Origin of the sequence: Bradyrhizobium sp. 142 (genome assembly GCF_023074015.1) — a bacterium.
In the GTDB taxonomy this organism is placed as follows: Bacteria; Pseudomonadota; Alphaproteobacteria; order Rhizobiales; family Xanthobacteraceae; genus Bradyrhizobium.
Genome location: NZ_JADPKQ010000471.1, coordinates 1 through 12,852, shown reverse-complemented (window position 1 = coordinate 12,852; position 12,852 = coordinate 1). Strand labels below are relative to the sequence as shown.

The window sequence follows — 12,852 nt, the reverse complement described above, 5'->3', positions numbered from 1 at the left end:
TGCTTCTACCTGGCCGCGTGACCACTTCTGCCGCAGCACGATTGCGCCGCGCTGATCGTGGCCCACGATGTGGAACGAGTTCTTGCCGATATCGATGCCTATCACGGCGATCGCTGAGCTGAGTTTCTGAGACATGGCGTGCTCCTGTCTTGGGCGCCCCTTGCCAGCTTGTCGTGCTGGCAGGGCCGGAGCACGGCCGGACCATCCCATTAGCTGACCTCCGGCCGATTCACGGAAAATTTGGCATAGGTTACCCATGTCAGTCGGATATGAGCTGCCCAGGATTTCTTGCAACACGGTTCATCTCAGCAAACCGAGCCCTGTCATATGGGAATTGTGCGATGGGCAAGCTAAGTTGCGCCCTCCGCTGGATAGCTTGTTGTGCGGTCGTAAGCTCCCAAAGTCGGTCGACAGAAGCACAGTTAAGTGGTACAAGATGGCTATCCGTTTCTGCGATAAGTCTCTGTTATTGCTGTAGTTTTGTGATGTCGGCTCCAGTCCGCCCCTGGGCACCAAAACTACGATTTCGTGCGCCAAGCTACGATTTTGTGCGATGACGTTGCGTGAGAGCGCTGGCCTGCGGGTCCGCTTTCGCCGTCGTGTTCGTGACCTTTTCCTTCGGAGGGCAGCGGTCAACCTACGCCGCCAGCCAAGGGATCGCGTTGCTGTAAGAGTGCACACGATCTCTAGTCGCGGCGCGTAGGCGTGGCGTTTATCTCAGGCGGAAAAGTGCAGCGCATCCCAAAGGCTGCGCTTTGCTATGGAAGGGCATAGATCAATCTACTCATCATTACGCCTTAGCCGTCCAGCGACCCAATGAAAGCAACCCGCCAGGCGTCTGTTGCGACATCGTCAAACCAGTGTTATCCATTATTGCGTTGCAAACATGCCCGGAGCTGTGCCGCTTACCTCGAGCCAGGCACTCAACAACGCTACGCTGCCCTTTGGTTTGGCTCTCGCAAGTAAAGGATTTGCAGCTGTGCTCGAAGATCCGCATCTGCGCGGCGGCCTGAATGTCTTCGGGGCCGGCTAACCTATAAGGCTGTCGCCGAGAGTCTTGGTCTTCCCTTCTCGCCGATCGAACAGGCTGCGGCCTGATTGAAGAGGTCCCCTACCGGACGTTTTCTCGCAGACTTGGGCCACTCATCAGAGTGGCCCTTTTGTGCCGAGTATCAGCCACAGCTTGGAGGTGGAAGTCCTCTACGCAACTTTTGACAGCGAAGGGGTAGCGGGAGCTCGCGAAGCGCAAGGGCGTCAATACGCCTTTGGCTTTTTCAATGCGGGTGCGATGGAAGGGACGACTGCTAGTGCCTGCGCCGCGCTTCCAGCCAGCAGTTAGAGCTCACTCGCGGCGCGGTCGGGCACATCATCCTTCCAGCGTACCGATCCAAACGGGCGCTCCAGCATACGACGGATACGGATGGGCTCAGGCCCGATATGGAAAGCCATGGCCTTCTCATCTAATGCGCGCTCCGACCGTGTCCAGCGGTTGCGTTGGCGCAAATAATCCAGCCATGTCGGGCAGTGATAGCGCTCGGTCCACAGCTCGGGGTCGGCGATATCACGCGCAATCGACCAACCATAGGCGCCGTTGCGTTGCCGATAGAGCTGCACATCCTGCATGACGTTGTGGAAGGCTCGCGCATTTTCCGAGGCCACGCGATATTCGAGCTCAACCACCAGCGGGCCGCTCCGGTATGTCAGTGGGAGCCGCACCTTAGGATCGGCAAGCGTTTCTGCGTCCTCCCCGCGTTCGGTGAGGGCCGGCATGCGCAGCCAGAGCCCCAGCAGCGGCAAGAGCAGCATCAGTCCGGCAGAGGCGAGCAGCGTGATGTCCACACCGACGGCATCGGTGAGGCGACCCCAGCCCCAACTGCCAAGTGCGAGCCCTCCAGAGAACGCAGCCTGCCAGGCTGCAACGGATCGGCCCGCAACCCAGCGCGGCGCGGAAAGCTGCACGCCAATGTTGAACAGCGTCCACACGATGGTCCATACGGCGCCCGCCAAAACGAGAGCTGCGGCTGTCAACACCGAATTGTGACTGAGCGCCACCGCCGCGATTGCGCCGCTCATGGATAGTGTGCAGGCACGAACCGCAGCCTCGCCACTCACACGCCTGCGCATTTTGCTGATGTTGAGAGCCCCTACGACCGCGCCCAACCCGAACGCACCTAGCATGACGCCGTAAGTCTGAGCGCCCCCGTGCAACAGGTCGCGAGCGACCAGGGGCATTAGCGCTTGGAGCGCGCTGCCGACAATGCCGGTGATCATGGTCCGAGCTACCACAACCTTGATCGAAGGCGAATTGGCGATGTAGCGCACGCCCGAGACCATGGCGCGGCTCAGGTGTTCGCGCGGCAGCCGCGACGGCTCCGCGAAGCGCTTCCAGAGGAACAGCGCCACTAGCAGTGGTAGATAGAGGAATGCGTTGATCGCAAAGGCCGCGCCCGCACCTGCGGTCGCAACAACAATTCCTCCGACCGCGGGGCCAAAACTACGCGCGATGTTGTAGCTAATGCCATTGAGGGCAATCGCCGCCGGCAGCGTCTTTGGCGGAACCTGCTCGCTAACCGAGGAGCTCCAGGCCGGCCCCATCAATGCCATGCCGCCGCCGACCACAAAACAAAGCACCAGCAGCAGATCCGGCGTGGTAAGCCCCGACCAATCGAGCGCAGTCAACGCTGTCGCGCCGCAGAGCGCGATCGAGAGCGCAACGAGCGTCACAATCCGGCGGTCATACATGTCGGCGATGGCGCCGGCGGGCACAGCGATCAACATGACAGGCAGCAACAAGGCCGTCTGCACCAGCGCAACTTTATCGGCCGACGATGTCATCTCTGTCATCGCCCAAGCTGCGCCGACGCCTTGGATAAGTATACCGAGGTTCGACAGGAGGCTCGCAAGCCAGATCCGGCGGAAGGTGGGATAGCGCAGCGGCGCCGTCACATCGTCGACGCTGGAAGTCTGCAGATCGGAAGGTTCCGTCATTTGGATCCGCTGACCGTGCGCCACGACCTGACCGAGGTCAGTATTTGTCGGGCAGCGCTGAAGCCAGATTGGACGAGCGGTTCTGGCCCGCCCTCACAAATCTGAAATTCGCGTTGCGTGCCCGTTTCCGTTGCGAAATTGCTCCCGCTATCAGGGCCTGTCAGCATAATATCCAGATCTCGGAATAACTTCGTCGAGTGCTCAGGCAGCTCTTTAGCATTGCGCCAGCAACGGCCCGAAGCATTGGTCCAGCAACGGTCCGATTTGGACACCACAGCCATATCGGCAGTTGCATTTACTCTCAGATCTTCGCGACGTCGCTTCACTTGGCCCCCATTCCGGCTGTGGGAACAGCCATGATGCTCTAGCTTAGCGCGCGTTAACATCACGAGATACTACAAGAGCGCTGGTGATCGTTTCTCGCGATATGCCCGGATGGACGATGAAAAAAAGCGAGAAGCCTCGCAACAACGATTGCAAAGAGACTAACTTCAATCTCCGTCGGGAGCCTCTACGGGAATCGCAAAACCAGCCTTTACGCGATCCATGACCACCATTGTTTTGAAGCCCTTGATGTCTGGATTCTCGTAGAAGAATCGCCGGGTGAACTGCTCATAGTCTTCCATCGTCCGCGCCGTAATATACAGTAGGAAGTCCGCGTCCCCAGTGACGTAGAATCCGTTAACGACCTCAGCTGACGACCTGATCGCCTTCTTGAATCTGTCGATGATATCTGCGCGCTCACGCTCGAGGCTTACCAGCACGAGCATCTGAATCGGCCTTCCCACCGCCTTTGCCGAAACAATCGACACGTCCGCCTCGATGATGCCGTCGGAGCGGAGCCTCTTCAAACGTCTTTGGCACGCAGTTGCAGAAAGTCCAGCAAGTTCGCCGATGATCTCAGATGTCAGGCGATTGTTCTTCTGCACGATCTCCAGGATACGGGCGTCAGTTCGGTCATATTGCATAAGTCGGGGCTCCGTTGAATTCCACTGCCAAACGGCGAGGTCCTGCAGGAAACCGTCCAAACGACGGTGAAATGCGACGCAAATCTGTCTCTGACATTAGTATCCTGATTGGCAGCAGAATTTCAACAAGATGACCGCCAAGGACTTCGAAATGGTGTTGCAAGCTGCCCGACCTAAAAGTCCACCTCTGGTCGGGCTGGCTAAAAGGCATATCGACAATTTGCTCCGTCGAGATTTTATCGCGGGGGCTGCTCTGATCGATGGTCGCTGGATCGAGGGCAACCAAAGAGATGTTGTCATCGATCCGGCAACTGGCGAAGTCTTCGCTGAAGTTGCTCGTTGCGGCGCCGCAGACATGAATCTTGCGATCGACGCGGCGCAGCGATCATTTGCTCAATGGCGAGAGCTGCTGCCAGAGAGGCGGGGTGCAATTCTCAGGACTTGGGCCTCACTAATGCTCGCCCATACGGAGGAGCTTGCGGTCCTCATAACGAGCGAGCAGGGCAAGCCGCTTGCGGAAGCAAGGTTCGAAATTGGATATGGTGCCGGGTTTCTCCAGTGGTTTGCCGCAGAGGGGGAGCGCGCCTATGGCGAGACGATCCCAAGCCATAAGCCTGGAAGTCTGCTTCAGGTCAGAATGCAGCCCGTTGGTGTTGCAGCGGCCATCACTCCTTGGAATTTTCCTGTCGCTATGATTACGCGAAAGGCCGGCGCCGCTATGGCGGCTGGCTGCCCGGTCATCGTGAAGCCTGCGCCCGAGACGCCGCTCTCGGCTCTTGCCCTCGCGAGGTTGGCTGAAGAGGCTGGAGTTCCACGTGGCGTGTTTCAGGTGCTCGTGGGCAACCCGATCGAACTCTCAAAGCCGCTGTTGCGGGATGCTCGGGTGCGAGCCCTTTCGTTCACCGGGTCCACAGAAGTCGGGCGTTTGCTACTTGAGGGAGCCGCGCAGACAGTAAAAAAGGTCTCTCTCGAGCTCGGGGGACATGCCCCCTTCATTGTCTTTGATGATGTCGATCTCGATAAAGCTGTCAACGGTGCGATGGCCGCGAAGTTTGCCACGTCGGGGCAGGACTGCCTGGCGGCCAATCGCATCTACGTGCAGAGGGGCATTTATGGTGCCTTCGTCGAGAAATTTGCTGCGGCGATCGCTCCGCTCAAGGTTGGCCATGGCCTGGAGGCTGCGACTGATATCGGGCCGATGACGAAGTCGTCAGTGGCCGAAAAGTGCAGGGCTCAGATTAAGGATGCGGCGGCAAAAGGGGCACGGGTTATTTCTGCGAAGCAAGACCAAGTCTTCGGGCCTAACTTTGTCGTTCCAGCGCTGCTGAGCGATGTCACCGACGACATGCTCATTTCAAGCGAGGAGACGTTCGGTCCCATCGCCGCGGTACTTCCGTTCAATTCCGAAGAGGAGGTTCTGGCGCGGGCCAATTCAAGTGAAATGGGCTTGGCGGCCTATATCTACACAGACAGCTTGCGTCGGGCGCTACGACTTTCTGAGAACATCGAATACGGGATGGTCGGCATCAATACGGCCTCATTCACTGGGCCTCCAATTCCGTTTGGAGGTTGGAAGCAATCCGGGCTCGGTCGCGAAGGTTCGCGACATGGCATTCAGGAATTCATGGAATTGAAATACGTCTGCTTCGGCGATCTGGTAGCTTAGGAGAAATGGTATGAACGATATCAAGACGATCGCCGAAAAAGATCGCGCGACTGTTCTGCATCCTTTCACCCAACTTAAGGATTTTGCCACTGGCAGAATTGGTGATCCGACTATCGTCACGGGAGGAAAGGGTATCCGCATCGAAGACGCGCAGGGCCATAGCTACATTGACGGCTTTGCCGGTCTTTACTGCGTCAACATTGGGTATGGCCGGACCGAGGTGGCTGAGGCGATTGCACGGCAAGCGTACAAGTTGGCTTACTACCATACATATGCCGCCCACACGACTGATGAGCTGGCTATTCTATCGGATCGCCTCGTGCGAATGGCGCCAGGTAAGCCAAGCAAAGTCTTTTACGGGCTATCCGGATCGGACGCCAACGAAACGCAAGCTAAGCTTGTTTGGTACTACAACAATCTACGCGGTCAGCCGAAGAAGAAGAAGATTATCTCTCGCGATCGCGGTTACCATGGTTGTTCGGTAATTTCCGGTTCTATGACCGGCATGTCGTTCTACCATGATCACATGGACCTGCCCTTTCCAGGCATTTTGCACACAGGCGCGCCTCACCACTACTGGGGTGCCGAACCAGGTGAGACGGAAGAAGCGTTCTCTCGTCGACGTGCAGCCGAACTGGAAGAGATGATCGTGCGTGAGGGACCGGAAACGATCGGCGCCTTTATTGCCGAGCCGGTGCTGGGTACAGGGGGGATCACGCCGCCGCCTGACGGTTACTGGCGTGAAATTCAAGCCGTGCTTAGGCGGTACGACGTTTTGTTGATTGCCGATGAAGTGATTTGTGGGTTCGGCCGAACTGGAGCCGATTTTGGCAGCACGCTATATGGCATGGAGCCTGACTTGGTGACCGTGGCAAAGGGGCTGACGTCCGGCTATATGCCACTCTCGGCCGCAATCGTCGGCGAGAGGGTCTACGCGGTCATGGAAGAAGCAGCCGATCGTGTCGGCGCATTCTCTCACGGATATACCTATTCCGGTCATCCGATTGCGGCCGCAGCTGCTAACGCCGTCCTCGATATTGTCGAGAAGGAGCAACTACGCGACCGCGCGAGGACAGTTGGTTTGCATTTTATGAAGCGGCTGAAGGAGCGGTTCGCCCAGCTTGAGATCGTCGGTGAGGTAAGGGGAGTGGGCCTGCTTGGTGCCGTTGAGTTCGTTGCCGATCGCCAAACCAAACGACGTTTCGATCCGCAGCTCAAGGTGGGCGCCCGCGTGTCCAAGGCAGCGCGCGACAGGGGACTCATCGCGCGAGCAATGCCGCATGGAGACATTCTAGGTTTCGCTCCACCCCTCGTCGTTTCCGAATCTGAGATAGACGAGATCGTTGAAATCGCCTATCGCGCGACGAAGCAAGTGATGGACGAGCTTGCGAAAGAATCGGCAATTTGAAGCCGGTTCCTGTTTCCGATCTAAAATCGACCGCCTCTTCAATTCGCTGATCTTCGTCAGGTTTGTTGCAGCCGGAAGGAGAGGCGGCTGACGTCGCGAAGGAAGCTCCGCCGCAGCTCTAAATAGCTCGCCCACACAGGCAGCGTGGGAATCATGATGGTCGAGCTTACCGGAGCTTCTCGGTGGACGATCGTTGCGTCGTCTGCGTGACGTTGCCGCATGCTGGCGTCACCTGAAAAACCGGCTGCCGCCAGCCAGCGGCATCGCTGATATCTTGGTTTGAGAGCGGGCGTGGAGTGAAGTTAGGGTGCTTAGTTAGGGGGGCTGCCATGGCGCTCTAGCTCGATAGTGGAATTGTGGTTAGGAGAGCTGTTACGTGCAGCTTTTCTTCGGGAGCCGGTCATTCTTTGCCGTCTTTGTGCATCATTGAGACGCTAGACGGTGCAAATGGTGCCGACAAACGATGTAGTGGTGCGTCGGTTAGGGGAGGAGTGCCATGATCAAAGAGGATTGCGTTGGCCGCTTACATCGTGGCTCGGGCCAGCGTTCGTTTCTCGAGTTAATGGCTCCTTTGGGCGCGCCGTTCGTTGCGAAGGCTACCGCAGCCCGGGCGAAGGAAGAGCTTACCGCCAATGGGGAGATTGCACAAAAATTGGTTGCACTCCTGAATCGGGCCCGGAACTCTGCGAGAGTCGGACCGGGCATAAACCTTACAGGTCCGAGTGTGAATCGGCTCCAGCATTTGCCGACCAATCTCGTTCCGCTGCTCAGCATCACTGAGGAGAATTCATCCCAGGTGGTCGCTTGGGATGGCGCTCGGCTCGACGCTAAGCGCCCTGACGACGAGGTCAATGTAGATTATCTCCAGGAGCGCTGGCTGGCATGGCGGGCACAATGAATTCCATAGCAATCAACGGTCGGGCGGCATCCTCACGGCCTTGGCCCACGCGATGGGCTTGGCTGCTGGTGCCTGGAAGCCTCTTCCTCGTGGTGCTCTTTGTTGTGCCGCTCACGGGGCTGCTGTTGCTGTCATTTGGGATGCCGAACTGGACGCTGGCGAATTTCCTGCGCATTGGCGACACCCCTGTCTATCTGGTCGTGTTACGCAACACGCTGGAAATCAGTGTTACGGTGACTGCGCTCGCGTTCGTGCTTAGCTATCCCATCGCCTACGCCCTTACGACGAGCGGAGTGGCACTGCGCACCTTCCTGCTCATCGCAGTTGTGCTGCCGTATTTCACGAGTACTCTGGCTCGGACCTTCGCCTGGATTGTCCTCCTCGGGCGCAATGGCGTCGTTAACCAGTTCCTGCTCGAGCTCGGCTGGGTGTCCCAACCAGTCACAATGCTCTACAACCGATTTGGGGTGATTCTCGGCATGACCCACATTGTCATGCCGATGATGATCCTGCCGATGTACACGGTCATGTCCAGCATCGACCAGAAGCTTGTGCGCGCTGCGAGGGCGAATGGAGCGAGTCCACTCTCCGCTTTTCTCACGATCTTTCTGCCGCTCAGCCTGCCGGGCTTGATTGCAGGAGTTCTGCTCGTCTTCATCTATTGTCTCGGCTTCTACATCACGCCTGCGTTGATGGGTGGGCTGTCGGATGTCATGATCACGATGGCGATCAGCTCGCAGATCCTCGAGCAACTCAATTGGAATTTCGGCGCTGCGCTTTCTATGGTTCTTCTAGTCAGTGTCCTGGGTGTATTGTGGATCGGCTCGCGCTTCTTCCCCATTGAGCAGCTCCTGGGATTTTCCGACGGCAAGTCCGGTTCGAGCCTCGCCCACCGCCAAATGGGTGCCCAATTGTTGATGCGTATCGGCTCGGCGGCAAATGCGCTCGACCGCTGGCTCCCTTCGATGGGAGGGCGAAGTGTCCCGATCCTGGCAAGCTTTCTGGCCGTGCTTCTGCTGCTGCCAGTACTGATCGTCGCATACTTATCGTTCAGCGCTTCGTCCTACTTCGTCTTCCCGTTGCCAGGCTACTCGCTGCGCAACTACGAAGCCTATATTTTCGATACACTGTGGGTGCGCGCAACTCTCACCAGCATCCGAATTGCGCTGATGGCCGCCGGCATGGCGGCTGCCTTTGGCAGCATGATCGCGTTCGGCCTGTCGCGCGGTGGGATGCCCGGTCGCGGAGCCATGGTCGCCCTTGTGCTCTCGCCGATCATCATGCCAACGGTCATCGTCGCGATCGCGACCTATTTCCTGCTGGCGCGGCTGGGGCTGCAGGGCACGGAGTTCGGTCTGGCGCTCGGGCACGCGGTTCACGCCATTCCCTACGTGGTGGTGATTGTGGTTGCCAATCTGCGTGACCTTAACCCGAGCTATGAGCGAGCGGCCCGCAGCCTTGGCGCCGGGTCTTGGGCGACCTTCCGCACGATCGTTGCGCCGCTGGTCATGCCGGCACTCATCGTCGCCAGCTTCTTTGCCTTCCTGGCCTCGTTCGACGACGTTGTCTACGTGCTGTTCCTTGGCATCGGAAAGATCACGACCTTGCCGATGCGCATGTGGGAAGGAATCCGGCAGGATATCAGTCCCACTATTGCCGCGGTAGCCACGCTGCAGATGCTATTTGCGACGATTGTGATCGTCGTCGGTACCCTGCTGAGACGGCAAAAAAATACCTGACGGCCTGATTGGCCACGCAGGTCTAAACAACGACCAATGACGAATTTACTCCTAGGGAGCTGAAATGTTGATGAAAGCGACCGTGAGCGGCACTGATGTGAAAACCGGAGGCATTACGCTGCATAACCTGCAGAAGCGTTACGGTAGCGCAATGGCTGTTGACGATGTTAGCCTTTCCGTCTCGCCCGGCGAGTTCATCTCGTTGCTGGGACCGAGCGGATCGGGAAAGACAACAACTCTAATGATGATCGCCGGTTTCGAGATGCCGGACAGCGGTCAGGTTCTGCTGGATGACAAGGACATCACGCGCCTGCCGCCTCACCGTCGTGAACTCGGCGTGATCTTCCAGAACTATGCACTGTTCCCGCACATGACAGTCGCCGAGAACGTTGCGTACCCGCTTCGGATGCGGCGTATGGCAAAGGTGGAGGTCGAAACGCGGGTGCGTCGCATCCTCGATCAGGTGCATCTCGGTGCCTTCGCTTCACGCTACCCCCACCAAATGTCCGGCGGTCAGCAGCAGAGAGTGGCGATAGCGCGCGCCCTGGTTTTCGATCCGCCCGTTCTTCTCCTTGATGAGCCCTTGGGCGCGCTGGACAAGAAACTGCGCGAGCATCTGAGGAACGAGATCAAGACCCTGCACAAGGAGGTCGGCAAGACGATGATCTACGTCACGCACGACCAGGATGAGGCGCTCGCCATGTCCGACCGTGTCGCGGTGATGCACGAGGGACGAATCCGCCAGGTCTCTTCGCCGAAGGACATTTATCGCAGACCGGCCGACTTGTTCGTGGCGGGTTTCGTCGGTGAGGTCAATCTCATACCCGTCAAGCTGAGGTCTGGTATGGTGCACGGTCCTGCGGACAAAAAACTGCCCGCTCCGCCGTGGCAGGATGCCGACAGGGATGCAACGTTGTGCGTGCGGCCCGAACATCTGCGTCTCCAGACGAGCGCCATTGGTTCATCCGGCGGAATTCAGGGGCGCATCAGCGGCATGACGTTCGTTGGCGACGCGACCGTATTCGAATTCCGCAGCGAATCGGGATTGCAGCTGCTCTCGAAGGTGCTCAACGAATCCGCCAGAACCATGCCCGAGGTCGGGGACGCCTGCGTCGCGTCGTGGATTGCCAGCGACGCAACGATTCTAACGGAATAGCTTGCCTGACTGGGCCCCGCGCCTAACTGTGGTGCCGGTATGAAATCCACTGAGGCCGCCTCGCGGTCGAGAATGACCGCTAGCGCTGGGCTTTCGCCGGCCGTCTGCTTTTTCATCGCGCTGCCAGACGATCTACCGATGTGCTTCGGCGGCGGTTTGCGATCCAAGTAACGCGAGGAATCTATCCATGAACGGCGCCGAAAGTTTGGTTCGTACGCTAGTTGCGGGCGGGGTGGACACCTGCTTTGCAAATCCAGGCACGTCCGAGATGCACTTTGTGGCCGCTCTTGACCGCGTCGATGGAATGCGTTGCGTGCTTGTGCTCTTTGAGGGGATAGCTACTGGCGCTGCGGACGGTTATGCGCGAATGGCCGAAAAGCCAGCCGCCACTCTGCTACACCTTGGGCCAGGTTTGGCGAATGGTCTCTCCAATCTGCACAACGCTGCAAAGGCGTCCACGCCGATAATCAATATCGTGGGAGATCACGCGACCTACCACCGCAGCTATGATGCACCGCTCACGTCCGACATTGAGGGCGCAGCAAAGCCCTTCTCCAGCTGGGTCCGTACCTCGCCTGACGCGGGAAGTGTTGCGGCTGATGGTGCCGCGGCGATCGTGGCCGCGCGAACCCCGCCGGGTCAGGTGGCAACCCTTATTCTTCCGGCCGATACCGCCTGGAACGAAGCCGGTGACCCCGCTCCAGTGCCCGAACCACCAAAGCGGGCGCGGGCTTCGCGGGATTGCATAAGGGACATTGCCAAGGCACTTCGCTCTGGACAACCGTCAATGATGTTGCTCGGAGGGCTCGCGTTGCGGAAGCGCGCCCTTGATCTGGCGGGGCGGATATGTGCCAAGACTGGTGCGAAAATTATGGCGCAAACATTCGTTGGTCGCGTCGACCGTGGTGCTGGTTGCGTTCCGATCGATCGCCTTCCGTATCCGATTGACGAAGCGCGAGCGACACTTGCGGGACTTAAGCATATCATTCTGGTGGGTAGCCGCATCCCGGTCGCCTTTTTTGCCTATCCCGACAAACCAAGCTTGATGGCTTCCGAGGATACGGACTTTTTGACGCTTGCACGTGATGAAGAAGACGCATTGGATGCGCTTGAGAGACTTGCCGATGAATTGGATGCTCAATCAGTTCCGAGCCCGACCGCGAAGCTGGCGCCGCCTTCGCTAGCGACCGGAGCAATTGCCCGCGCCACCCTCGCACAGTCACTTGCTGCGCTGATTCCGGAAAATGCGATCGTGGTCGATGAAGCAATCTCGGCGGGAGCTGGCTTCTTTCCGGCTAGTTGGAATTCGCAGCCGCACGCGTACCTGCAGAATATGGGCGGTTCGATTGGACTTGGGATGCCAATGGCCACGGGTGCTGCGATTGCCTGCCCGAGCCGGCCGGTACTCGATCTCCAGGCTGACGGTAGTTCGATGTACTCCATCCAATCTCTCTGGACACAAGCGCGTGAAGGCCTGAACATCACTACGGTGATATTCAACAACAGATCGTACGATTCTCTGCGATATGAACTGGCCAAGGTCGGCGCGCGAAATGTCGGGCGCAAGGCGCTGGATATGCTAGATCTAAGCCGGCCCGACATTAGTTTTGTTGGTTTGGCCAGGAGCCTGGGTGTGCCAGGCGTTCAGGTGACCACAATGGAAGAGTTCAATATCGAAGTGGCTCGCGGCCTTGCGACGCCGGGCCCATATCTGGTCGAAGTGCTGATCGCCTGAGCTCGTCAGGGTGGTTGGTGGAGGTGAACGTCGGCTCGGTCGCTCGGCGACCGAGTTCCTTCGTGAGAGAGTCATCGTCTCGTCGTTCATCGGTGGTTCCTCCAATCGGGCTGGAACCCGCCGGCATAAGGCCGTCCGCCCGCGAAGGCGCTATCCGGTGGCGCGCGTGCGGTTGCCTATGATCTGAAATGGACCCCGATTTTGGGACCACGTGCTTAGTTGGAAGGGGCTGCTCCGTTTGATAGACGGAGCGCATGATGACGACGAAGACGAGACGCAAGATCGACGCGGCAC

General features: G+C 58.4%; 8 protein-coding genes and 2 pseudogenes. 7 read left to right on the top strand and 3 right to left on the bottom strand.

Translation table 11 applies throughout. The annotated features are described in order from the left end of the window. Positions 1–135, bottom strand: a pseudogene (locus IVA82_RS42750) (IS110 family transposase); the annotation flags it as partial. Between the two features lie 727 nt (positions 136–862). Here IVA82_RS42750 and IVA82_RS42745 point away from each other — a divergent pair. Further along, positions 863–1,098: pseudogene (locus IVA82_RS42745) on the top strand (alanine dehydrogenase); the annotation flags it as partial. Between the two features lie 237 nt (positions 1,099–1,335). On the opposite strand, the gene IVA82_RS42740 reads toward IVA82_RS42745, so the two are convergent. Both IVA82_RS42740 and IVA82_RS42735 read right to left on the bottom strand, forming a co-directional pair. Further along, entirely contained in the window at positions 1,336–2,988 is a 1,653-nt protein-coding gene (locus tag IVA82_RS42740; RefSeq protein ID WP_247493901.1) for an MFS transporter, read from the bottom strand. 491 nt (positions 2,989–3,479) lie between these two features. Continuing rightward, positions 3,480–3,956 (bottom strand): Lrp/AsnC family transcriptional regulator, encoded by a 477-nt coding sequence (locus IVA82_RS42735; RefSeq protein ID WP_247493900.1) that lies wholly within the window; start codon positions 3,954–3,956, stop codon positions 3,480–3,482. Positions 3,957–4,086: 130 nt separating this feature from the next. On the opposite strand from IVA82_RS42735, the gene IVA82_RS42730 reads away from it, so the two are divergent. The 6 genes from IVA82_RS42730 to IVA82_RS42705 all read left to right on the top strand — a co-directional run bounded on the left by IVA82_RS42730 (position 4,087) and on the right by IVA82_RS42705 (position 12,558). Further along, positions 4,087–5,622, top strand: coding sequence for an NAD-dependent succinate-semialdehyde dehydrogenase (locus IVA82_RS42730; protein WP_247493899.1), 1,536 nt, complete (start codon positions 4,087–4,089; stop codon positions 5,620–5,622). Between the two features lie 10 nt (positions 5,623–5,632). Then, on the top strand, positions 5,633–7,030 hold the full coding sequence (locus IVA82_RS42725; RefSeq protein WP_247493898.1) for an aminotransferase: 1,398 nt from the start codon (positions 5,633–5,635) through the stop codon (positions 7,028–7,030). Between the two features lie 496 nt (positions 7,031–7,526). Further along, positions 7,527–7,928, top strand: coding sequence for a hypothetical protein (locus IVA82_RS42720; RefSeq protein WP_247493897.1), 402 nt, complete (start codon positions 7,527–7,529; stop codon positions 7,926–7,928). Then, positions 7,925–9,667, top strand: a complete 1,743-nt coding sequence (locus IVA82_RS42715; protein WP_247493896.1) for an ABC transporter permease subunit — start codon at positions 7,925–7,927, stop codon at positions 9,665–9,667. Before IVA82_RS42720 ends, IVA82_RS42715 begins: the two co-directional genes overlap by 4 nt. Before the next feature lie 64 nt (positions 9,668–9,731). Further along, on the top strand, positions 9,732–10,823 hold the full coding sequence (locus tag IVA82_RS42710) for an ABC transporter ATP-binding protein (RefSeq protein ID WP_247493895.1): 1,092 nt from the start codon (positions 9,732–9,734) through the stop codon (positions 10,821–10,823). Between the two features lie 187 nt (positions 10,824–11,010). Then, positions 11,011–12,558: an acetolactate synthase large subunit gene (locus IVA82_RS42705; RefSeq protein WP_247493894.1), complete on the top strand. Its 1,548-nt coding sequence runs from the start codon at positions 11,011–11,013 to the stop codon at positions 12,556–12,558. Positions 12,559–12,852 lie beyond the last annotated feature (294 nt).

Coding starts and splice junctions, on each gene's coding strand:
- IVA82_RS42740 (WP_247493901.1), bottom strand. CDS start 2,988: ATGACGGAACCTTCCGATCTGCAGACTTCCAGCGTCGACGATGTGACG.
- IVA82_RS42735 (WP_247493900.1), bottom strand. CDS start 3,956: ATGCAATATGACCGAACTGACGCCCGTATCCTGGAGATCGTGCAGAAG.
- IVA82_RS42730 (WP_247493899.1), top strand. CDS start 4,087: ATGACCGCCAAGGACTTCGAAATGGTGTTGCAAGCTGCCCGACCTAAA.
- IVA82_RS42725 (WP_247493898.1), top strand. CDS start 5,633: ATGAACGATATCAAGACGATCGCCGAAAAAGATCGCGCGACTGTTCTG.
- IVA82_RS42720 (WP_247493897.1), top strand. CDS start 7,527: ATGATCAAAGAGGATTGCGTTGGCCGCTTACATCGTGGCTCGGGCCAG.
- IVA82_RS42715 (WP_247493896.1), top strand. CDS start 7,925: ATGAATTCCATAGCAATCAACGGTCGGGCGGCATCCTCACGGCCTTGG.
- IVA82_RS42710 (WP_247493895.1), top strand. CDS start 9,732: ATGTTGATGAAAGCGACCGTGAGCGGCACTGATGTGAAAACCGGAGGC.
- IVA82_RS42705 (WP_247493894.1), top strand. CDS start 11,011: ATGAACGGCGCCGAAAGTTTGGTTCGTACGCTAGTTGCGGGCGGGGTG.